Annotated in this window: 16 protein-coding genes and 1 pseudogene; 6 read left to right on the top strand and 11 right to left on the bottom strand. The window is 71.0% G+C overall.

Going from position 1 to position 21,542, the window contains the following annotated elements; all coding sequences use genetic code 11:
- Positions 1 to 23 precede the first annotated feature (23 nt).
- The gene (locus ABZ070_RS01945) at positions 24 to 1,952 is read left to right on the top strand and encodes a GAF domain-containing protein (RefSeq protein WP_356628854.1); all 1,929 of its coding nucleotides are present in this window, start codon (positions 24 to 26) and stop codon (positions 1,950 to 1,952) included.
- A 284-nt stretch (positions 1,953 to 2,236) separates the two neighbouring features.
- Here ABZ070_RS01945 and ABZ070_RS01940 read toward each other — a convergent pair whose 3' ends face one another.
- The gene (locus ABZ070_RS01940) at positions 2,237 to 3,640 is read right to left on the bottom strand and encodes an MFS transporter (RefSeq protein ID WP_356628852.1); all 1,404 of its coding nucleotides are present in this window, start codon (positions 3,638 to 3,640) and stop codon (positions 2,237 to 2,239) included.
- Positions 3,641 to 3,874: 234 nt separating this feature from the next.
- Between ABZ070_RS01940 and ABZ070_RS01935 the strand changes: the two are divergent.
- Positions 3,875 to 4,063 (top strand): annotated as a pseudogene (locus tag ABZ070_RS01935) (hypothetical protein); the annotation flags it as partial.
- A 135-nt stretch (positions 4,064 to 4,198) separates the two neighbouring features.
- The gene (larC, locus tag ABZ070_RS01930) at positions 4,199 to 5,437 is read left to right on the top strand and encodes a nickel pincer cofactor biosynthesis protein LarC (RefSeq protein WP_356628850.1); all 1,239 of its coding nucleotides are present in this window, start codon (positions 4,199 to 4,201) and stop codon (positions 5,435 to 5,437) included.
- A gap of 34 nt (positions 5,438 to 5,471) precedes the next feature.
- Here larC and larB read toward each other — a convergent pair whose 3' ends face one another.
- The 3 genes from larB to ABZ070_RS01915 form a co-directional block, all read right to left on the bottom strand.
- On the bottom strand, positions 5,472 to 6,179 hold the full coding sequence (gene larB / locus ABZ070_RS01925; protein WP_356628848.1) for a nickel pincer cofactor biosynthesis protein LarB: 708 nt from the start codon (positions 6,177 to 6,179) through the stop codon (positions 5,472 to 5,474).
- Positions 6,172 to 7,047: an ATP-dependent sacrificial sulfur transferase LarE gene (larE, locus tag ABZ070_RS01920; protein ID WP_356628847.1), complete on the bottom strand. Its 876-nt coding sequence runs from the start codon at positions 7,045 to 7,047 to the stop codon at positions 6,172 to 6,174. Before larE ends, larB begins: the two co-directional genes overlap by 8 nt.
- A 72-nt stretch (positions 7,048 to 7,119) precedes the next feature.
- Positions 7,120 to 8,424: a lactate racemase domain-containing protein gene (locus ABZ070_RS01915; RefSeq protein WP_356628845.1), complete on the bottom strand. Its 1,305-nt coding sequence runs from the start codon at positions 8,422 to 8,424 to the stop codon at positions 7,120 to 7,122.
- A 188-nt stretch (positions 8,425 to 8,612) separates the two neighbouring features.
- Here ABZ070_RS01915 and ABZ070_RS01910 point away from each other — a divergent pair, with 188 nt between their 5' ends.
- Positions 8,613 to 9,935, top strand: coding sequence for a mannitol dehydrogenase family protein (locus tag ABZ070_RS01910; protein WP_356628910.1), 1,323 nt, complete (start codon positions 8,613 to 8,615; stop codon positions 9,933 to 9,935).
- Positions 9,936 to 10,025: 90 nt separating this feature from the next.
- Here the strand turns inward: ABZ070_RS01910 and ABZ070_RS01905 are convergent, their stop codons facing one another.
- The 7 genes from ABZ070_RS01905 to ABZ070_RS01875 all read right to left on the bottom strand — a co-directional run bounded on the left by ABZ070_RS01905 (position 10,026) and on the right by ABZ070_RS01875 (position 18,940).
- Positions 10,026 to 11,984 carry a hypothetical protein gene (locus tag ABZ070_RS01905; protein WP_356628843.1) on the bottom strand — a complete coding sequence of 653 codons (1,959 nt, stop codon included), beginning with the start codon at positions 11,982 to 11,984 and terminating at the stop codon, positions 10,026 to 10,028.
- 103 nt (positions 11,985 to 12,087) lie between these two features.
- Complete coding sequence (locus ABZ070_RS01900; RefSeq protein WP_356628841.1) at positions 12,088 to 14,151, bottom strand: hypothetical protein; 2,064 nt, start codon at positions 14,149 to 14,151, stop codon at positions 12,088 to 12,090.
- 94 nt (positions 14,152 to 14,245) lie between these two features.
- The gene (locus ABZ070_RS01895) at positions 14,246 to 15,247 is read right to left on the bottom strand and encodes a Gfo/Idh/MocA family oxidoreductase (RefSeq protein ID WP_356628839.1); all 1,002 of its coding nucleotides are present in this window, start codon (positions 15,245 to 15,247) and stop codon (positions 14,246 to 14,248) included.
- Positions 15,248 to 15,249: 2 nt separating this feature from the next.
- Positions 15,250 to 16,137 (bottom strand): Gfo/Idh/MocA family oxidoreductase, encoded by an 888-nt coding sequence (locus tag ABZ070_RS01890; protein ID WP_356628837.1) that lies wholly within the window; start codon positions 16,135 to 16,137, stop codon positions 15,250 to 15,252.
- Positions 16,138 to 16,209: 72 nt separating this feature from the next.
- Complete coding sequence (locus ABZ070_RS01885) at positions 16,210 to 17,265, bottom strand: dihydrodipicolinate synthase family protein (protein ID WP_356628835.1); 1,056 nt, start codon at positions 17,263 to 17,265, stop codon at positions 16,210 to 16,212.
- Entirely contained in the window at positions 17,265 to 18,281 is a 1,017-nt protein-coding gene (locus ABZ070_RS01880) for an NAD-dependent epimerase/dehydratase family protein (protein ID WP_356628833.1), read from the bottom strand. The genes ABZ070_RS01885 and ABZ070_RS01880 overlap by 1 nt, the downstream gene beginning before the upstream one ends.
- A 32-nt stretch (positions 18,282 to 18,313) precedes the next feature.
- Positions 18,314 to 18,940, bottom strand: a complete 627-nt coding sequence (locus ABZ070_RS01875) for an SGNH/GDSL hydrolase family protein (RefSeq protein WP_356628831.1) — start codon at positions 18,938 to 18,940, stop codon at positions 18,314 to 18,316.
- 195 nt (positions 18,941 to 19,135) lie between these two features.
- On the opposite strand from ABZ070_RS01875, the gene ABZ070_RS01870 reads away from it, so the two are divergent.
- Together ABZ070_RS01870 and ABZ070_RS01865 are read left to right on the top strand one after the other, a co-directional pair.
- On the top strand, positions 19,136 to 20,140 hold the full coding sequence (locus ABZ070_RS01870) for a hydroxyacid dehydrogenase (protein ID WP_356628829.1): 1,005 nt from the start codon (positions 19,136 to 19,138) through the stop codon (positions 20,138 to 20,140).
- Between the two features lie 123 nt (positions 20,141 to 20,263).
- The gene (locus ABZ070_RS01865; RefSeq protein ID WP_356628827.1) at positions 20,264 to 21,526 is read left to right on the top strand and encodes a sugar ABC transporter substrate-binding protein; all 1,263 of its coding nucleotides are present in this window, start codon (positions 20,264 to 20,266) and stop codon (positions 21,524 to 21,526) included.
- Positions 21,527 to 21,542: the final 16 nt, after the last annotated feature.

The raw sequence follows: 21,542 nt of genomic DNA, 5'->3' as shown, positions 1-21,542 counted from the left end.
GTACGGCAGGTAATCCTGTGTCCATGTCCCACGATCAAGCTCCCTACCTGGAGCTCCTCGCCCGCGGCGCCGCCGCCGAGGCGTACGACCGGCCGCTGCTGGTCGCGCGCGCGGACGGTGCGGCGCCCGAGGAGCTGGCCGCGCTCGAGCACGCCAAGCAGCTGGCCCTGCGCGTGCGTGCCGAGCTCGAGGGGCGCCGCCGCCGAGAGGCGGAGCTGTCCGCCCTCTTCGAGACCGCGCACGACCTCGCGGGTCTGCGCGACCTCGACGCCGTCCTCAGGGCGATCGTGCAGCGCGCCCGCTCACTGCTGGGCACCGAGGTCGCGTACCTCAGCCTCAACGACCCGGCCGCGGGCGACACCTACATGCGGGTCACCGAAGGGTCGGTGTCGGCCCGCTTCCAGCAGGTGAGGCTTGGGATGGGTGAGGGGCTCGGCGGTCTCGTGGCCCAGACCGCCCGGCCCTATGTCACCGACAGCTACTTCGACGACGCCCGCTTCGAGCACACCAGGACCATCGACGCCGCGGTCAGGGACGAGGGGCTCGTCGCCATCCTCGGTGTGCCGCTCATGCTCGGCAGCCAGGTCATCGGCGTCCTGTTCGCCGCCGACCGGCGCGCCAGAGTCTTCGAGCGGGAACAGGTCGCGCTGCTCGCGTCCTTCGCCGCGCACGCGGCCGTCGCCATCGACACCGCGAACCTCCTCGCCGAGACCCGCTCCGCGCTCGCCGATCTCGAGCGGGCCAACGCGATCATCCAGGACCACAGCAGCGTGCTCGAGCGGGCTTCCGACGTCCACGACCGCCTCACCGAGCTCGTCCTGCGCGGCGGAGGCGTCCACGACGTGGCCGCCGCGCTCTCCGAAGTCCTCGGCGGCACTGTCGAGTTCACCGAGAGCGGCCCGGACACCACCCGCGCCGGCGGCCACGCCGCACGGCACGGCGACGACTGGGTCGCGGCCGTCTCCGCCGGCGGTGAGGTCTTCGGCGCGCTCGTGCTGCACGGCCACCCCGACCTCGACCCGGTGGACCGGCGCACTCTCGAGCGCGCAGCGCTGGTCACGTCACTTCTGCTGCTCGCCCGGCGGTCAGCCCACGACGCGGAGCAGCGGGTGCGCGGCGAGCTCCTCGACGACCTGCTCGACTCACCCGACCGCGACCCCAGGATGCTGCGCGAGCGGGCGGCCCGGCTGGGCGCGGACCTCGACGCGCCGCACGTGGTGCTCGCCGCGCGTATCGACGGCCCCGTCGGCGAAGCCGCCACCCGAGACGCGTCGGGCACTCACACCGGCCCGGCAACCGGCTCCGACCCGTCCGCACGCGAGACCGCGGACCGACAGCGCCTGTGGTCCGCCGCCTCCCACCTGGCCGCGACCCGGTCGGGGCTCGCCGCCGCCCGTGACGGCGGCACCGTCCTGCTGCTGCCGCTCGGCCCCGACGACAGCCCGGCCGACCTGGCACGCCAGACCGCCCGGCAACTCGGCAGCACACTGCGGGAGATGGTGACCGTCGGTGCGTCGTCCCCCGTCCCCTCACCGGCAGGCGACCCCACCCCGGTGGCCGATGCCTACGCCCAGGCACGGCGCTGCCTCGACGCCCTGCGCCTCCTCGGGCGCTCCGGACAGGGAGCGGCTGCGCAGGACCTCGGCTTCCTCGGGCTGCTGCTTGCCGACCCCGGCGACATCGACGGCTTCGTGCAGCGCACGATCGGCGAAGTCGTCGACTACGACCGCCGACGCGGCACCGACCTCGTCGGCACCCTGGACGCCTACTTCGCCAGCGGCATGAGCCCGGCCCGTACGAAGGACGATCTGCACGTCCATGTGAACACCGTGGCCCAGCGGCTGGAGCGGATCGGGCGTCTGCTCGGCCCTGGCTGGCAGTCGCCGGCGAGATCCCTGGAGATCCAGCTGGCGCTGCGGTTGCACGCGATGTCGTCGGCGGTGTCGTCATGAGCGCGTGACATACGCGTCGGAAGCCAGGAAGCCAGGAAGCCAGGAAGCCAGGAAGTCTGGAAGTCTGGAAGTCTGGAAGCCCGACCCCGACCCGGTACCCGGACCATGTCCGGACCCGGACCCGGCCCGGGAGGCGGGACCCTGAACCCGGACCATGTGCCGAGCCCGGCCTCAAGGGCCGGCTGGTGGCCGCGCGTCGCGACACACGCGGAACCGCGCGGACTCCTGAGAGTCCGCGCGGTCCAGGCGGTTGCGCTCGACGCCGCCGAATCGGCGGTGCCGGGTCAGACGGTCGGCACGTCGGCGGTGCGGGCGTCCGCGGCCTTCGCTGCCGCAGCGCCGTCGACCGGGTCCGTTCCGGCGTCCAGGGCCGTCAGGTCCCGGTCCCTCGTCTCCCGGGCGCAGGCGATGGCAACCACGGTGAGCAGCGCGGCTGCGATGACGTAGAGGGCGATCGGCGTCGACGAGTCGAAGTCGGCCAGCAGCGCCGTCGCGATCAGCGGAGCCGGTGCGCCGGCCGCGACCGAGGAGAACTGAGCGCCGATGGAAGCGCCCGAGTAGCGCATGCGCGTCGCGAACATCTCGGAGAAGAACGCCGCCTGGGGTGCGTACATCGCGCCGTGCAGCACCAGTCCGACCGTGACGGCGAGCAGCAGGGCGCCGAAGCCGCCCGTGTCGATGAGCGCGAAGAACGGGAACATCCACGCCCCGACGCCGACGGCGCCGATCAGATAGACCGGCCGCCGGCCGATCCGGTCGGACAGCGCGCCCCACAGCGGAATCACCGCGAAGTGCACGGCGGATGCGATGAGTACGGCATTGAGCGCGGTCTGCTTGCTCATCTCCACGGCCGTCGTCGCGTAGACGAGGATGAACGCGGTGATCACGTAGTAGCTGATGTTCTCGGCCATCCGGGCGCCCATGGCGATCAGCACGTCGCGCCAGTGGTGGCGCAGCACGGCGACGAGCGGCATCTTCTCCACCTGGCCGGCTTCCGTCCTGCGCTGCTCGGCCTGGGCCAACGCCGCCTTGAAGACCGGCGATTCATCGACAGAGAGACGAATCCACAAGCCGACGATCACCAGCACACCGGACAACAGGAACGGTATGCGCCAGCCCCATGAGGTGAACGCGGCATCCGAGAGCAGCGCGGTGAGCGCCGACAGCACACCGGTGGCGAGCAGTTGCCCGGCCGGTGCGCCCGTCTGCGGCCAGGACGCCCAGAAGCCACGCCGCTTGGCGTCACCGTGCTCCGACACCAGCAGCACGGCGCCGCCCCACTCGCCGCCCAGCGCGAAGCCCTGCACGAGCCGCAGGACGGTCAGCAGGACCGGAGCCGCGGAGCCGATGGTCGCGTGCGTAGGCAGCAGTCCGATCGCGAAGGTCGCGCCGCCCATCAGCAGCAGACTGAGCACCAGCAGCTTCTTGCGCCCGAGCCGGTCGCCGTAGTGCCCGAACACCAGCGCGCCGAGCGGCCGTGCCGCGAACCCGACGGCGTAGGTGAGGAAGGAGAGCAGCGTGCCGACCAGCGGATCGGACTCCGGGAAGAACAACTTGTTGAAGACGAGCGCGGCGGCCGAGCCGTAGAGGAAGAAGTCGTACCACTCGATGGTGGTGCCGATGAGGCTCGCGGCGACGATGCGCTTGAGCGAGTTCGGCGCGGGTGGAGCGCTTGCGGGGGCGGCCATGGACACCACTTCCGGACAGTTGGCGGGGACGTTTGTGTGTCGCCACACCGTAGAAACACGCAGGTCAGGGGTGTATGTGGTGGGACACCATAGTTCTATCTTCCGGAGTGCGCGTGCCCACCATTGGGGTGCAGCCGCGGTCTTGCGAGGTGCTTGACGGGGGCCGCGAAGGACCGCTGTCCGAGTTGTGCTATTCCCGCCCGATGAGGAGGTACGGTGTGCAACGGCTTTCCCTACTGCGAGGACTGCGCCATCGTGGAGCCCGCGGGCGAGGGTGAGTTCATCGGGGGCGTATGCGCCTACGCGACGGACCCCGGGCAGGCGGCGCGGCTGTGGAAGCTCTCGGCTGCGGCCGCGCCGAACCAGGGCCCGTTGATGAGCTCGACGAGACATGCCGGATCGGGAAGCGACGTGGCCGGCTGAAGGCGACATCGATCGGGCCGCGTCCTCGGCCCGGGGGACGACTGCCATCATCCCCGTCCAGCCGTGTGCTCTCCGCCGTAGACTGCGCAATCGACGACAAGGAACGGCGCCGCGCACCCTCAGGAGGCCCGCAGCATGAAAGCGTCCGGCCGAGTCGCCTGGATCGACGCGACCTCGGGGATCGCCGGTGACATGCTGCTGGGCGCGCTGCTCGACGCGGGGGCGTCGCTGGACGTGGCCCAGGCAGCTGTCGACGCGGTTGCCCCGTCGTCCGTACGGCTGACACGGACGGAGGTGGTCCGGTGCGGGATGCGGGCGGTCAAGGCCGGAGTCGAGGTCCTGGCCGAGGACCAGCCGCATCGCACCTGGCGGACCATTCGGGGACTGCTGTCGAGTGCCGAGCTGGCGGCACCCGTACGCGCCGCTGCGCTGGCGGTGTTCGAGCGGCTGGCCCGGGCTGAGGCGCGGGTGCACGGTGTACCGGCCGATGAGGTGCACTTCCACGAGGTAGGCGCGTGGGACTCCATCGCCGATGTGGTCGGTGTCTGTGCCGCACTGCACGACCTCGGAGTCACGCGGCTCACGGCCGGTGCGGTGGCGGTCGGGTCCGGACGGGTGCGTACGGCACACGGTGAGATACCCGTGCCCGTCCCCGCGGTACTCGAACTGGCCGCCGGGCGGGAGATATTCGGCGGTGGGAGCGGAGAACTGGCCACCCCCACGGGCATGGCGCTGGTCACCGCGCTGACGGAGGTGTCCGCCGGGCTGCCGCGCATGTGCGTCGAGGCCTCGGGCGTGGGCGCCGGCACCAAGGACACTCCGAGGCGGCCCAATGTCGTACGCGTCGTGGTCGGCACCGACGCACGAGAGCCCGGCCACCACTGTGCCGACATCGCGCAGGCGGTGGTTCTGGAGGCCAACGTGGACGACCTCGATCCTCGCGTCTGGCCTGGTGTGCTGGCCTCACTGCTGGCCGCCGGTGCGTCGGACGCCTGGCTGGTGCCGATCCTGATGAAGAAGGGAAGGCCCGCCCACACCCTGCGGGTCCTCGCTCCGACGGAGCGCGCCGGGGCGGTGCGCGAGCTGGTCCTCCGGGAGACGAGCACTATCGGGGTGCGGGAGTCGGAGGTGCTCAAGACCGCTTTGCAACGCATGTGGGTTCCGGTACCCGTGCTCGGCGGGACCGTCCCGGTCAAAGTCGCCCATCGCGGGGGGCTGGTCATGCAGGCGACGCCGGAGTTCGACGACGTCGCTGCGCTCGCCGCCGAATTGGCCCTCCCTGTGCGCACGGTGCTGGATGCGGCCGTGGCCGGGGCGGTGGCCGCCGGTCTCGTGTCGGGGGCGACGGTGCCGCAGGGACAGACACGGCAGTGACAGGCCGGTGTGCGGCAGGCGCCACCCGCCTGCTTCAGGCACCCGCCCGGGGTGCAGGCGCTGCGATCTGCGCCGCGAGATGGCCTCCTCCGTAGCCGTTGTCGATGTTGACGACGGCCACGCCGGGCGAACATGCGTTGAGCATGGCCAGCAGCGGGGCGATGCCGCCGAACGCGGCTCCGTAGCCGACCGACGTGGGTACGGCGACGACCGGAGCCGGCACGAGGCCCGCGACCACACTGGGCAGGGCCCCGTCCATGCCCGCGACCACCACGATCGCCCGGGCACCGCGGAGCAGGTCCAGCCGGGCGAGGACGCGGTGCAGCCCGGCCACCCCGACGTCGACCACCAAGTCGCAGGCCCGGCCCAAGTGGGTGACGGTCAGGAGCGCTTCCCGGGCCACCGGCAGGTCGGAGGTGCCCGCGGCGACGACCACCACGGGTCCGCCCGTCGGATCGGGCGGCTCCGGCGGCCAGGCCAGCATCCGTGCCTCCCTGTCGTACCGTGCGTCCGGAACCTCCGTGAGTACCGCCTCGGCGTGCTCGGGCGAGGCACGGGTGAACAGCGTGGTGGCCGTGCCACAATCACGGACCGCCGCCGCGATGGCGCCCACCTGCGCCGGCGTCTTGCCCTCGCAGTACACGGCTTCCGGGTAGCCGCGCCGCTCGGCCCGGTCGTGGTCGAGATCGGCGAAGTCCGCGAGACGGGCGAGGGACGCGGGCGGTGCCGGAGCGTCAGTCACGGCAGCCTCCCGCGCCGCCGACCAACGGCAGGGTGAACGCACCGGACCGGATGCCGGCGAGGTCCACCGCGACCATCCGGAAGCCGGCGGCCTTCACGGCCGCCAGCACCCCTTCGCGCGCGGTGTCGGAGACGACGCGCGCAATCTCCGCCACCGGCACCTCGATCCGGGCGACGTCGCCGTGGTGGCGGACCCGGAAGTCGGAGAACCCCAGCTCCCGCAGGGCCTTCTCCGCCTGCTCCACCTGGGCGAGCTTCTCCGGCGAGACCTCCTCGAAGTGCGGGACGCGCGAGGCCAGGCAGGGCGCGGCCGGCTTGTCGGCGCTGGGCAGGCCCATGGCGCGGGCGATGCGCCGAACCGCGGCCTTGTCCAGGCCCGCGGCGGCGAGGGGACGCAGCACCCGGTGTTCCTCCGCCGCACGGCTGCCCGGGCGGTCGGGGCGCCGGACGTCGTCGGCGTTCTCGCCGTAGGCGATCGCGGCGAGCCCGTGCGCGGTGACGACCTCGTCGGAGATCCGAGTGAACAGCTCGTCCTTGCAGTGGTAGCAGCGGTCGGGGCCGTTGGCGCGGTAGGCCGGGAGCTCACTCTCGCGGGTGCGGACCTCCACCACCCGCGCGCCGATGAACGCCGCGACGTCGTGGGCAGCGACCCTCTCGTCCGCCGCCAGGCTGGGGGAGACCCCAAGGACCGCCACCACCTCGTCCGCCCCGAGGAAGCGGACCGCCAGCGCGAGGAGGAGGGACGAGTCGACACCGCCGGAGAAGGCGACCCCCAGCGGGGACGCCCCTCGCAGCTGTGCAGCGACGCGTCCCGCCGCCTCCGCGTCGGCGTCGGTGAGGTTGAGGGTGGGTGGGGGAGTGGTGGTCATGCGGTCCTCCTGGTCGTGCGTCAGGGTGTGGCGACGGACCCGCCGAGCGCGCGGGCCGCCGCGGGAACCGGATCAGCGCAGCCGGTACAGGACCTCGCCGGCCTGTCGGACAACCAGGGCGTCCCGTTCGGCGGCGAACGCCTCGATGTCCACCTCGGCCGGGTCGAGATGGTTGAGGTTCGCCCCACGGACGACGTCCTCCGGGATGCCCGTGGCGAGGGTGACCGTCACGCGGAACCGCTCGCCGTGAACGGGGTCGTAGGTGCCGGCGCCGCGCAGATGGGTGGAGTGGGCGAGGACGCCCCAGTGCAGGTTCTCGAACCGCTCCCACTGCTGGGTGAAGTAGTCGCGGCAGTGGTAGCCGATCTCGGCGATCTCGGGGTGCATCGCCGAAAGCTCCCGCACATGAGGCGCGTAGAGGATGACCTCGCCGCCGTCGGCGACGACTGGTTCGAGCTTGTAGAACCCCTTGGCAGCGGTCCACATGTCGTCGTATTTCTCCGGGATCACCGACAGCACCCGTCTGACCGGCGCGTCAAGACGGCGGACATGGGTCTCGGCCGACACGTCGGCCGCCGCTGCCCACGCGTCCTCAGGGCTGCCGAACGACACCGCGTGCAGCGACCCCGAGCCGGATCGGGCCACCACGCACAGGGCGAGGCGCCGGCTCGGGATGAGGGACGATGCCTCGTCGATCAGCGCGCGCACGGGGGTGACGCCCCGGGAACCGATGATCTCGGCGCTGGTGATCAGAGCGCCCAGCCAGTGCGAGAGGTCGATGATGTCCGCACCGGCGACCCCGGGGAAGAAGTACTTGTTGCCGCCGGAGAAGCCGACGACTTCGTGGGGGAACACCGGCCCGACCACCAGCGCCACATCGTGTTCCACGACCGCTCGGTTGAGCTTGACCTCGACCTCCTGGCGCAGCAGGCCCCCGGAGATCGCGGCCACCCGGTCCGCGGAGATCGTGCCGAGGGAGGCGAACGCGGACGGTTCCCACCACTCGTGGTTGAGCACGGTCATGCCCGGATAGCGCGTGTCGATGCCGCCCGCCGGATGACCCAGATGTGCGGCCAGTTCGGCCTCGCTCATCGGCGCGTGTGTGCCCAGGGCGACCAGTACGGTCAGCCGGCTCACCCGCCCGGCAACGGCGCCGTGCACGGCGGTCAGCAGCAGCGGAAGCGGGCAGCTGCGCGTGCCGTCGGGCACCAGCAGGCACACACTCCGGCCGTCGAGGTCGACGCCCGCCAACTGCCGCCGGACGAAGTCGGTCACCTCGTCCTCGTCGAGAAGTGACCGCGGCCCGCCGAGAACGGCCGCCCGCTTCGCCGAACCATCCACACTCCGGGCGGAATTGCCGCGTGCGCTCTCCGTCATGACTGCACGATGCCCAGCCTGTCGCCCCGACCGCAAGTGCGCGTACCGAATTTCGTGCAACCGGTTGCCAAGCATCACCGCTGGTGCGGACAATTTTCCACGTGCCTTATTCGACTTCGCGGTCCGCCGGCAACACTCCCCTCCTGTCGCGCGCTGCTGCAGGAGCCGCTTGCCCAGCGCCGGTGCGCATGCTGCACCTCGGCCTGGGCAACTTCTTCCGCGCGCACCAGGCCTGGTACACGGCCAGGGCGTCCGACGCCGGACAGTGGGGCATCGCGGCCTTCACCGGTCGCCGGCCCTGCCTCGCCGACGCACTGTCCGCACAGGACGGCCTTTACACGCTGCTCACCCGCGGCAGCGACAGAGACCGGTTCGACACCCTCGCCGGACTCTCCGCCACCCACGCCGGCCACGACCACCGGGCGTGGACCGACCACTGGCGACTCCCAGGCCTCGCCGTCGTCACGCTGACCGTCACCGAGGCCGGCTACCTCCGCCGCCCCGACGGCGGACTGGACACCGGGGCCGACACCGTCAGGGCGGACATCGCAGCGCTGCGCGCCGACCCCACGGCCCCGGCCGTCACCGCCGCCGGCAAACTGCTGACAGGGCTGGCCGCCCGCGACCGGCGCGGACTTGGTCGCATCGCCGTCGTCTCCTGCGACAATCTCCCCGACAACGGCACGGTGTTGGAGAACACCGTCCGCGAACTGGCACGGCACACCGGCCGCCCCGAACTGACCGCGGCGATCGACGGGTGTGCCACGTTCGCCACCACCGTGGTCGACCGGATCACCCCGCGGACGACCGACGAGGACCTGGCCGCCGTCGCCGCGGCGACCGGCCTCGCCGACGCGGCCCCAGTGGTCACCGAACCCTTCTCGGAATGGGTCATCAGTGGTGAATTTCCCGCCGGACGGCCCCGCTGGGAGGAGACAGGGGCCCGGTTCGTGGCCGACGTGACGCCGTACGAGCAGCGCAAACTGTGGCTGCTCAACGGCGCGCACTCGCTCCTTGCCTACGCCGGCGGCATCCGCGGCCGGACCACGGTGGCCGACGCGGTCGCGGACCCCGTGTGCCGCGCCTGGCTGGCGGAGTGGTGGGCCGAGGCGTCCCGGCATCTGACGCTGCCGCACGAGGAGTCGGCCGCGTACCGCACGGCACTGCTGGACCGCTTCGCCAATCCCCGGATCCGGCACGCGCTCGCCCAGATTGCCGCCGACGGTTCCCAGAAGCTCCCGGTACGCATCCTGCCGGTGCTGCGCCGGGAGCGCGCCGCCGGCCGGGTGCCGCAGGGCGCCGTGCGCGTGCTGGCCGCCTGGATCTGCCACCTGCGAGGGTCGGGCGTTCCGGTGACGGACACCGATGCCGCGCGGATCGTGCCCCTCGCCCAGGGCCCCCTCCCGGCGGCGGTGCGCGGCATCCTGGCGTTCCTCGGTTTCGAGCACGCGGCAGACCGGACGCTCGTGGACGCCGTCCGGGACCAGGCGGAAGCACTGTGCGCACAGTGATCGCGCACCGGCGCTTCCGCCGCCTCCGGGCCTGACGGCCCGTAACTCCGCCAGGTCCTGCCCGGGGCGGCTCGCCAGGACAGGGTCTGACTAGCCGGCCCTGGGCAGCGGGAACAGCGTCAGATCGGTTCCCCGCATGCCCCAGGTCGCCCTGCCGCTGCGGGTGAAGTTGAACATCGGGCTGTTGTACCACCCGCGCGGAACGTTGTCGTAGAGGGTGGTTGCCGCGCCGCCCGTGCCGGTGGGCAACTCGCAGATGTCATTGGTCCAGTGCACCCACGAGAAGACCCGGCCGCGGGCGCCGTTGAACTGGCCGTAGCCCCCGAGGTCACCCTCCATCACGACCGTGCGGGTCGTCAGGTCGTAGGCGAACCACGCGCCACGCGGCCGGCGGGCCATCGCGTACAGCAGATGGCCGACGACGTGCACGCTCTCGTAGGACGCCCAGTCCGGCTTGATCTCCTCCCGCCACAGCAGCTGACGGGTGACTATGTCGACGGCGGCCACCTGCGCCGTCGGACGCAGCGGACCGCTGGTGACCTCGCCGTAGGTGTCGCCCGCGATGTACGCCGTGGTGCCCGACACCGCGACGTCCATGACGCTCTGCTCCGGCAGGAACTCCCGGTGCACGTCGAAGTGGTTCGTGGCCAGGTCGACGAAGGTCAGCGCGCCGGTGTGCTTGGTGGTCGCCGGACTGGACGCGACGAGCAACTGGTTGCGAGGGAGGTCGGTGTGGATCCGCCGGGCGCGAAGCTGCTCGTTGCCCAGCGTTCCGAGGACGGTGATGTCGTGCCTGCCGGGACTGATCGCCACGATCTGCGTGCTCGGGTACAGGCCCGCGTACACCGTGCCCCGAGCCCCCTCCGCCAGGGACTTGGGCTCGCCGTTGATGTCGAAACGGACGCTGGTCCCGCGCGCGGGCCGATGGACCGTCATCGCGTAGTGGCCCGCGACCCACACCGTGCCCCGGCTGTTCAGCAGCATGGACTGGACGATCTCGGGATAGCCGAACCCGCGGGTCGCGCTCTGCCACACGCTTGCCGTGCCGCCCGGCGCCATGCGCCAGATGTGCCCGAGCCCGCTGACTCCGATCAGGTTGCCGTCGGGCTGTGGCGCGAGCAGTTGGTTCTCGACGTCCTCGATCGGCTGTCCGACCTTCTCCAGACCGGTGGCGGTCACCTCGTACACGTTGCAGGTGAGCCTTGCCAGTGCGTGGACCTTGCCGTCGCTGCCGACCGCCACCTGGTCGACGTAGCGGTCCTCCGCGGGGATCTCCCGCGAGACCCGCGCCGAACCGTCGGTGCGCAGCGAGATCAGCTGGCGGCCGCTGGCGACGTACATCACCTTGTCCCGGACCGCCAGGTCGAGGATGCCGACCGGCGAGTCGCTGAGGTGCGCGGTGAGGTCGATCGGCGTGCCGCCTTCCTTGGGCCAGAGCAGCAGGGCTCCCGGAGCCGCCGAGCCCGCGTAGACGTACTCGTCATCGACGGCGAGGGCGGTCGCGTACTTCGAGGTGGAGATCCGGCCGTACGTCTCGATCGTGACGTCCGAGAGCCGGATACGCCTGACCGTGCAGTCCGGGTACGTCCCGATGTAGAGGTGGCCGCCCTCGACCACCATCTCGTAGAACCACGTGGTGCTCGTGCCCGGTTTGGCCCAGGGCAGCAGCTCCTTGGTCCGCGGGTCGAAGCGCCACACGTACGCACTGCCGGCGGGTCCGATGTAGACGTATCGGTCGTCGGCGGCCATCTTGTTCCCGCCCGAACTGGGGATGTCGAGATCGTCGACGGACCGCGCCTCACCGGTGGTGGCGTCGAACTCGGCCAGCCGTAGTTTCTGTTCGGGGGTGTTGAAGCGCGAGGCGATGAACACGCTGTTGCCGATCACGGCAGCACCGCGGACCGCGGAGGTGAGGGACGCGGGGCCGAAACCGACGGGGGCCGGGGTCTTCTCCCCGGCGTACGCGGCGGCGCGCCACGCGTCGCCGCCGACCGCCAGGGCCGCCCCGGCCGATGCGCCGGCCAGAAGTGAACGGCGACTCAAGGGCATGGTGCACTCCATTCTGCTCGTCGGACATCGGACGACGAAGGTGGCCGCGGGCCGCGGGGACGTCCTACCGCAACGCGGACGCTCTGCCGGTCGGGGGCTTCGGTCACGGCTTGTACACATAGACGTTGGTGCTGTCGCCGAAGAAGATCTCGCCCGTGGGTGCGAGCGCCGACACCTTGGCGTTGGTGGCCAGGACCGTGACCGCGAGCGTCGCCGGATCCATGCGGAACAGCTTGCCGCCGGCGTTCCCGTAGATCCGTCCGTCGTCGTGCCGGTGCAGCTTGCCCAGCCGCCCCCAGCTGTTGGTGTCCGGCAGACCGACATCGACCGCACGGACGACGGTGCGGGTCCTGAGGTCGAACTCGAACACCACACCCGTGCTGCTCATGCCCCACAGCCGGCGCCGGTCGACCAGCAGCGAGTGGATGATGGCGTCCCCCGGCACCGGGACGGTCTCGAAGACCTTCTTCCCGGTGCGGATGTCCCAGACGAACAGCACCGCCTCCGTGGCCTTCGGCGTCGTGCTGAGCCCGCCGTGCACGGACGTCCCTCCGAACACCAGCGGCCCCCGCGCCGCCAGGGCGGTGACACTCTGGTCCTGGACGACGTTTCTGTGCACCTCGACATTCCCGTCGAGGTCGGCCAGAACCAGGGCGCCGCCGAGGGTGCCGTAGTTGGGCACGCTGCCGAAGGCGAGCTTGTCCCGCACGCTCACCACGTCGAACATCCGGTCCTGCTCGTACTCGCTGAAGCGGCCGATGCTGAACAGGTGCGCAGGCCGGGTGCCCCAGTCCCACGGGTCGGTCTCTCCCACGTAGGCCACGGCGTTGGGGTAGCTCGTGATCACGATCCTGCCCTGGTGCGTCACGATGTGGTCGGCCTGCTCCGGCCCGGAGAGCTCCTCGATCTCGTACGTGGACGTCGACACCCGTGCCATCACGCCTGAGCTGAGGTAGGCGCCCGTGTACACCTTGCCGTCCGGCCCGACGCCGATGCTGTGGAGGGTCGCCGGGGACCCCAGTGGTACACCGCGCACGGTGGTGCCTGTACGGGCGTCCAGGTCGTAGCGCCAGATCACCCCGGTGTTGGCCACGCCCACCGCTTCGCGACGTGCTGTGCCACCGGTCGCCGTCTCGACCACGTCCACCGACCGCGTGCCGGGCACGCGGTCGCCGATGGGGCTGCCGGCCATCCCGGTCGGCGACGAGCTGCGGGTGGCGGTGTCGTACGCGTACAGCTCGCCGTCGCTGACGTAGTAGAAACGTCCGGTGGAGTCCACCGTGCTGGCGGCCCCACTGGCCTCCAACGTCTGGTGCAGCGTGTCCGGTTGCAGCCACCGGCGTCCGGCGACGTCCCACACGAGGGTGTTGACACCGCCGAGCGGCGGATTGACCGCCACCAGCGCGACGTCGCCGCGGGTGCGCACACCGTAGATGTAGGTCGCTTCCGAGGCGAACTCGCCGGGCAGCGGTATCTCGCTCGCCGTGCCCGTCGCCGGGTCGAGTTCGATCAGGTGCGCCGTCCCGATGCCGGTGCCCACCCAGAGCTTGCCGCCGACGAGGTCGAAGCCCCACGCGTAGGCGCCGTCGGTCACCACGGAGCCGTAGTCCCGGACGGCCTTGGTCGAGGGGTCGTAGGAGAACACCTTCGCGTGGGGATAGGTGCATCCGTACAGGACTCCGGAGGCCGGGTCCACCACCAGGGTCCTCAGCATGGTTTCGCCCACGACGCCCGTGGCGACCGTCTCGATGGTGTGCGAGGCCGGGACGTACCGCAGCAACCGCCCCGCCGAGGGGGCCCTGACGCTGAAGTAGACCGTCCCGTCGGGGTGCTGGACCATGGACGACCCGACGGTGTCCGGCCCGCACGGGAAGCCGTCGATCCGCTCGCCGGTGTCGAGCCGAAGCACGTTGAAACTGACCGGGTTGCCGTCACTGAAGGCGAAGAGCACGGGCGTGCCGTCCGGCATCCGGCCCGTTCTGGCGCTCCTGACGTTGACGGTCCGCATGGCGACGCCCAAGTCGACGATCTCGCCGTCGGCGGCGGCGGCGCCCGCGCTGGGTGCCCCGTAGCCCAGGACCCCGAACGCCCCGGCCATGGAGCAGGCACCGATGCCGCCCAGCAGACGGCGGCGGGACAGAGGTGGCCTGTTGCTGTGCTCGTTCATCGGTATCTGCCTCCATCGGGTGAGGGACTTCTGCTGGGCTGTGCCTCGGCCGGGCCCCGAGGATCCGCGTCCACCCGCCCGGCAGGCCGCCCGCTCACTGGGGCCGCACCGGCGCACCGGTGCGCGCTGACCGGTAGGCCGCTTCGATGAAGGCGACCGCCGCACGGGCCTGGGCCGAGGTGACCAGTGGCGTCCCGCCGTTCTTCACCGCTGCGACGAAGTCTTCGAGCTGAGCCAGTGGCTGGTCGACCGGCGTCCCGTCGAAGGCCGGTGACGATCCGTTCAGAGAGTGGAAACGTGTGAGCTTCTCGTCCTCGATCACTACCGAGCCGCCGTCTCCGAGAACCGCGTACCGGATGGGCAGGCCGTCGTAGGCGGCTGTCGTGGCCAGGAAGGTCAGCAGCGTCCCGTTCCGCAGCCGGGAGGTGATCGTGATGGTGTCCTCGACCTCGATGCGCTCATGGGCGAGCAGCCCCGTGTGCGCGTACACCTCGTCCGCCTCGCCGAGCAGCCACAGGGCCAGATCCACCAGGTGCACACCCTGGTTCATCAGGGCGCCGCCACCGTCCAGCGCCCAGGTGCCGCGCCAGTCACCGGAGTCGTAGTACTCCTGCGAGCGCCACAGCGCCACCTCGATCGTGGCCGAGGTGACCCGGCCCAGGTGTCCGTCGCGTATCGCACCGAACACATACTGGTTCTCGGCGGCGAACCGGCGCTGGCTCGCCACGCTGAGGACCTTCCCCGAACGCTTCTCGGCGTCGATGATCTCGTCCGCTGCCTCGACCGTGACCTCGATGGGCTTCTCGAGCAGGACGTGCTTCCCGGCGTCCAGAGAGGCCACCGCGACCTGGGCGTGCAGACCGCTGGGGACGGCGACGATCACCGCGTCCACGTCGTCCCGGGCGAGGACGCCGTCCACGGTGTCGGCGGCGACGCCCCACCGGGCGGCCTCGGCGCGGGCGGCCTCGGGGTTCGCGTCCGCCACGGCCACCAGGACGGCGTCGGCCGCCCCGCTCGACAGCCGCTGTGCATGGGCCTTGCCGATGATGCCGACGCCGATGACGGCGATGCGGAGCGGGCTTGCGGACAGGGGCATGATCAGTCCTTTCCGTAGGGGGCGCCGGAGGCCAGGGCGTCGGTGACGGACTCCAGTACCGCGATCGGGGCGAGCACCGCGGAACGGTCCTTCTGCGGCTCGTTGCGGTCGCAGGCGTCGATGAAGCGGGCGAGCGGTGGTGCCGTGTAGTCCGCGGGGAGTGTGAGAGCGGCGGCGCAGACCCCGCTGGTGCCGGTCAGGGTGGCGTGGAAGGACGTCTGCTCCCCGTCGGAGGGGGTGACGAAGGTGAAGGTGAGGGAGACGTCCCCGATACGGGTCAGAGCGACGACCGTGTCCCCGTGCCGGCTTGCGGTCGTGGTCAGCGAGCCCGGTTCGACGACCGGGTCCCCGAGCAACTGCAGTGCCGCCTCGACCTGGTGGATGCCGTAGAAGAACAGGCCCGCGTACTCGCTGTCCGGGTCCGCCGGGCCGGTCATGGCGACCTGGCGGAGCGCACCGCACTGCCCCGCGTGGTCGGTGAGGTACGAGATCCCGGACACGAACCGCAGCGCGGAGCCGGACCCGAGCGTGGCGCCGGAGCGCTCGGCGGCCGCGATGAGCGCCTGAGCGTCGGCGACCGATCCCGCGAACGGCTTGTCCACGAACACCGGCAGCCCGGCCGCCAGCAGCGGCTCTGCCTGCTCGCGGTGGGTCCTGCCGTCGCGGCTGCTGACGATCACCGCGTCGACGTGGCCGATCAGGTCGGCGGGGTTCTCGACCACCAGGCCGATGTTCCCCGTGCGGCACAGTGCCTCGTTGCGTTCCGTTCGCCCGCCGACGAGTGCGACGGCGCGGTTCCCCGGGTGCCGCTCCTCGATGTTGAGGAATCGGACGAACTGGTCGACGTGCGAGTTCTCCGTGCCGATGATGCCGATGCGCCTCACTGACATGAAGCGGCCCTCCGGAAGGTCGGGTACAGGTGGTCGTGGGTCAACTGCGGGGCAGGCAGCGGGCGGTCGTCCTCAGGACAGCCAGCGGTCGATGTGCTCGGCCACGAACGCGTCGTCCCGCAGATGCGGGTAGGCCTGCCAGATCCTGTTGATCTCCTCGAGCTGCCCGGGGGAGAGGACCTCGTCCTCGTCGAGGCACCACAGCCCCTGGAGCAGCCCCTGACGCCGCAGCACTTCGTGAATGCCGGGTACGCACCCGCGGAAGCCGCCGGCGACGTCGAAGATCGCCCCGTTGGCGTCCGTGAGCGCCGAGTCGACGGCCATCAGTTCGCGCAGCGCCGTATGGTCCCCGGCCTTGGCGCGGCGCGCGTCCGCGAGCAGCCGGACCGCCGAGTGCGTCCACACCGACCACTGGCCGAGCAGCCCGCCGACGAACTCCAGCGCTTCTGCGCCGTCGACCGGGTGTATCGACAGCAGGTCGCCGACGATGTGGTCGTCGTTGCCCGTGTAGAGGGAGACCTCCGCGCGGCGGCCGGAGGCGGCGACCCCCAGCACGACGTCGAGCGACGCGTACCTGTCGAACGGCGCGACCTTGATGCCGATCAGCGACGGAAGGTCGGCCAGTCGCGTCCAGAAGCCGCGTGAGAGCAAGCGGCCGCCCACCGCCGGCTGCAAATAGAAACCGATGATCGGCAGCACGGTGCCCACGGCTGCCGCGCGGTCGACCAGCTCGTCCTCGCTGAGCGAGCCCGCCCCGAACGGGGCGAGCAGTACGGCGTGGTAGCCGAGGTCGGCGGCGAGCTCGGCCTCCTTCACCGCCTGTGCGGTCTCGCCGCACGCTCCCGCCACGAGGACGGTTCCGGTGTCCCCGTACTCGGCGGCGGTCGTGGCGGCCAGCTCCAGGACCGGGCGGAGCATGCCCCGGCGGGGCTCGTGGATCGCGAACTGGGTGGTGTGGACGGCGACGGCGATCCCGCCCGCGCCCGCTTCGAGGTAGTAACGCGTCAGTGCCCGCTGGCGGCGCTCGTCCAGCGCGAGGCGGGAGTCCAGAGCCAGTGGGTGGGCGGGAATCGCCGTGCCGGCGCGGAACCGCTTCAGCGGGTCCTGACCCTGCTGGGCGCCGGGCATCAGAACTTGCCGTCCCTGCTCTGGAAGTGCGTCGGTTTGTCCAGGAGCGGCAGGCCGGACCGGACCCACTCGGCGGTGGCGGTGAGCAACTCGTCGACACCGAGCTGCGGGTAGCCGAACAGGCCGTGGCAGCGGGACGCGTCCGAGAGCAGTGCCGTTTCGGCCTCCGCCGAGCTGAACGTGACCTCGGCACCGAGGAGTTCGGCCAGCCGCATCGCCGCCTTGCGGATGGACAGGGTCTCCGGGCCCGTCAGATTCACGACGAAGGGGGGCACGTCCGCGTGGAGCAGCGCTCGCAGCGTCACCTCGTTGGCGTAGCCCTGCCACACGACGTTGGCGAACCCGGTGGTCAGATCGACGGGCTCCTTGGCGGCGATCTGCCGGGCCAGGTCGACCAGGACCCCATAGCGCATCTCCACGGCGTAGTTGAGACGGATCAGCGCCATCGGTGTGCCGTTCTGCCGCGCGAAGTGCGTCAGCACGCGCTCCCGGCCGAGGCACGACATGGCGTACTCGCCCACCGGTCCCACCGGCTCCTGTTCGTTGCAGCCGCCGGAGCCCACGGACACCAGCGGGTAGACGTTCCCCGTCGAGAGCGCGGAGATCCTCGCGCCGGCGTAGCGCTCGGCCACGCGACCCGGCAGATAGGCATTGGTGGCCCAGGTGGCGTGCTCGTTGCCTTCCGTGCCGAACTTGGCGCCGACGAGATACACCACGTTGGCCGCGTCCGGCAAGGCAGCGAGGGCGCCCTCGTCCGTGATGTCGGCGGACACCACCTCGGCGCCCGCGTCGCGCAGCTCCTCGGCGGAACCCGGTCTGCCGAAGCGGGACACGGCGACGACCCGGGCACCTGTGCCCGCCGCTGCCACGCCTCTGACGGCCAGGCGCACGAGGCTGGGGCCGAGCTTCCCCGCGGCACCGAGGACGACGATGTCGCCTTCGAGGCGGCGCAGGTCCTCGACGAGTGCCTCACCGGGGCGGGAGAGGCGTTCTTCCAGGGCGGCTGGATCTCGCACGGGTGCTCCTGTTCGTGGTTCACGGGTGGTGTTCAGGGGATGGTGAGCCGGCCGGAGCGGCTTGCGGGATCCCAGGCGCCGAACGCATCCAGCAGGGTGCGGGCCATGGCGCGGTGGCCGTGCGGCCCCGGGTGGCAGCCCATCGCGTACCAGTGCTCCGGCGCGGGTGACGCCGGGTCGGTCCAGACGGCGTAGTGGTCGACGAGCGGCGCCCCGGTGTCCTCGGCGACGGACCGGATCTGGTCGGCGTAGCGCGGCAGATGGTCCACCACGTGCTGCGGAGCGGTCGGGAGAGTGTCGTTGGGGGTCTGCACGACGACGGTGGCTCCCGTGCCATGCACGGCGCGGACGACGCGACGGTAGGCGGAGGCGAAGTCGGCCAGGCCGGCCGTGCCGTGCCGGGTGTCGTTGAGCCCGATGCCCACGACGACCAGATCGGGGGAGAACCTCAGGGCGATCCGGTCCAGATGCAGGTCGAGTTCCTGCACGGTCCATCCGCTGACCGCGGTGTTGACGAAGACGTCGGCGGTACGGGCCATCTCCCGCATCCGCTCGGCGAACAACTCCGGGTAGGAACGCGCGCCATAGGTGTGCCATGTGCCTGCGGTGACGCTGTCACCGATGAAGGTCCAGGTCAGAGGTCGGTCAGAGTCCTTCACGTGAGCGAGCGGGTTCTGCCGGTCCATCGAATCTCCGAGTGGGAAGGCGACGACATCGAGTCTCGGGTGCAACCGATTGCAGGTCAATAGGCGGGACCGTACCGTGAGACGCCGCGGTGTCGTCGGCACGGGCGGACGTCCCGGCCGACCCGCCGCGGCCCTTCTACGTTCGCGCAGCTGAGAGGACACATCACGATGAACCGGCCGCACATCTGTGTCGCAGTGGCCCCTGAGGAGTTCGATCTGCTCTTCTGCCCGGCCGCTCAGCAGGACTTGCACGACATGGCAGTCGTCGGGTTCGGCGCGGGCCCGCGCCGCAGCGCCCTGCCCCCAGGTGTGGCCGACTCCTGCGACGCCGTCGTGACGTCATGGAGCACCGTGCCGTTCCGGCCGCAGGAAGTGCGGGGCAGCCGGCTGGCTCTGGCCGCTCACACCGCCGGGTCGGTCCGTCGCCTCTACCCCCGCGAACTCCTCGGCGGCGGGCCGCGCCTGACACAGGGCGGGGCGGCGGCGATGGCGCCCGCCGTGGCCGAGATGGCGCTCACTCTGACGCTCGCGCTGCTCCGCAACCTGCACCATTACGACCGCGGGCTGTGGACGGGCAAGGACTGGGCGGATGCCCGCCGGCCCGAACTGGGCCAAGCCCTGTCCGCTCGGCGGGTGGGGGTGGTGGGCCTGAGCCGTACGGGCAGTTGCTACGCCCGGATGGTCAAGGCGCTGGGCACGTCGGTGGTCCGGGCCTACGACCCCTACGCGGATCCGCAGGCGGCCGCGGCCCTCGGGGTGGAGACGGTGGGCCTGGACGAACTCTTCGGCAGTTGCGACGTGATCGCCGTCCACGCCCCGGCGACGCCTGAGACGCGGCACCTGGTCGGAGGCCGCCAACTCGCCATGCTCCCGGACGGTGCGGTGCTCGTGAACACGGCACGCTCGTGGGTGGTGGATCAGACGGCGTTGCTCTCCGAGGTCGTGTCCGGGCGCCTGAGGGCCGGGCTCGACGTGTTCGACAGTGAACCCCTCCCGTCGTCCAGCCCCTTCCTCGGCCTTCCCAATGTCGTCGTCACACCGCACATCGCCGGCGGGACGCTGGAGGCCCGCAGGGCACAGGGAAGAACCGTCGTCGAAGAGCTGCAGCGGTTCTTCGCCGGGGAGCCTCTCGTTCATGAGGTGCTGCCGCAGACGTACGACGTTCTGGCGTGACAACCACCTGAAAATTCAGGCAAGTTGCACCCTTGACGGGCAAGGGAGGCGGAACTACGGTCCCTGCAACCGATTGCATTGCAAGAGTGTGACAGCGCCGACCTTCCGGAGAGGACCCACCTCATGAGCGGCAGACTGAAGCCACGGATCGCGGCGATGGTCCTGGCGACCGCGATGCTGAGTGCCGCGTGCGGCACCACGGACGACGCGGCGATACCCGAGGACCCCAAGGCGGTGGAGGGGTCGATCACGTTTTGGACGTACCCCATCGGTGTCAGTGGTGAGGACGACTACTGGGCCCCGATCGTCAAGGAGTTCAAGAAGAAGTACCCCAACGCCGACGTCGAGGTCGTCGTGCAGCCCTGGGAGAAACGCGAGGAGACCCTGGTGACGGCGATCGCCGGCCGGCAGGGCCCGGACGTCGTGTACTTCAACCCGGACTTCATCCCGAAGTTCGCCGTCGAGGGCACGCTCGAACCGGTCGGAGACGTGATCGAGGACGACCGCGACGACTTCAAGAAATCGGCCCTGGAGTCCATGACCTGGGACGGCGAGCTCTACGGGGTCCCCCTGCTGATGCAGAGCCTGACCGGCGTCTGCAACACCGAGGTCCTCTCCGCGTCGGGCATCGACAAGTGCCCGACGACCTGGGACGAACTGGAGGCCATGGCCCCGAAGGCCAAGGCGGCGGGATACGTCCCCACCGACTACGTGGCCGACCTCACCCTGACGCTCAACCACTCGTATTACCCGTACCTGTGGCAGGCGGGCGGCGAAGTGCTCAACGAGGACGGCACCAAAGCCGCGTTCAACAGCCCCGAAGGGCTGGAAGCGCTGGAGTTCGTCAAGAAACTGGTGGACCGGGGCTGGACCTCCGCCCAGAGCCTCACCTCCATGGAGCCCGTCGAGCAGAGCGACTTCGGCAAGGCGAAGACGGCCTTCCTGCCGGCCGCCGGCATCCCCGCCCTGCGCCAGGTGCTGCCCGCCGAACACCTTGAGGCGGCCCCGCCGCTGACCGGCAAGGTCCGGGTTGCCGCAGGCTCGGTAGGGGGTCTGTCCGTGCTCGCGGGCAGCGATGCCAAGCCTGCGGCCAAGGCATGGGTCGACTTCCTCACCGGCCCCGAGCAGATGAGGAAGTTCGACAAGGAGAACGGCTACTACGCGCCGCGGGATTCGGGCGCCGGGCTCTTCACCGACGACCCCGAGATCGCCGAGGGCGAGAAGTACCTGGACGTCGTCCGGGCCGGAGTGATCCACCCGAAGGCCCGGGAGCTGATGGACCTGATCAAGCCCCACCTCCAGGCGGTGCTGCTGGGCAAGACCGAGCCGAAGGCCGCGCTCGCGGCGGCGGAGAAGGAAGTCAACGCCCTGCTCGCACGAGGCTGACCCGGTTCACCGGAGG

The organism is Streptomyces sp. NPDC006283 (assembly GCF_040613325.1).
Taxonomy (GTDB): domain Bacteria; phylum Actinomycetota; class Actinomycetes; order Streptomycetales; family Streptomycetaceae; genus Streptomyces.
This window is presented reverse-complemented; position numbering and strand designations above follow the sequence as displayed.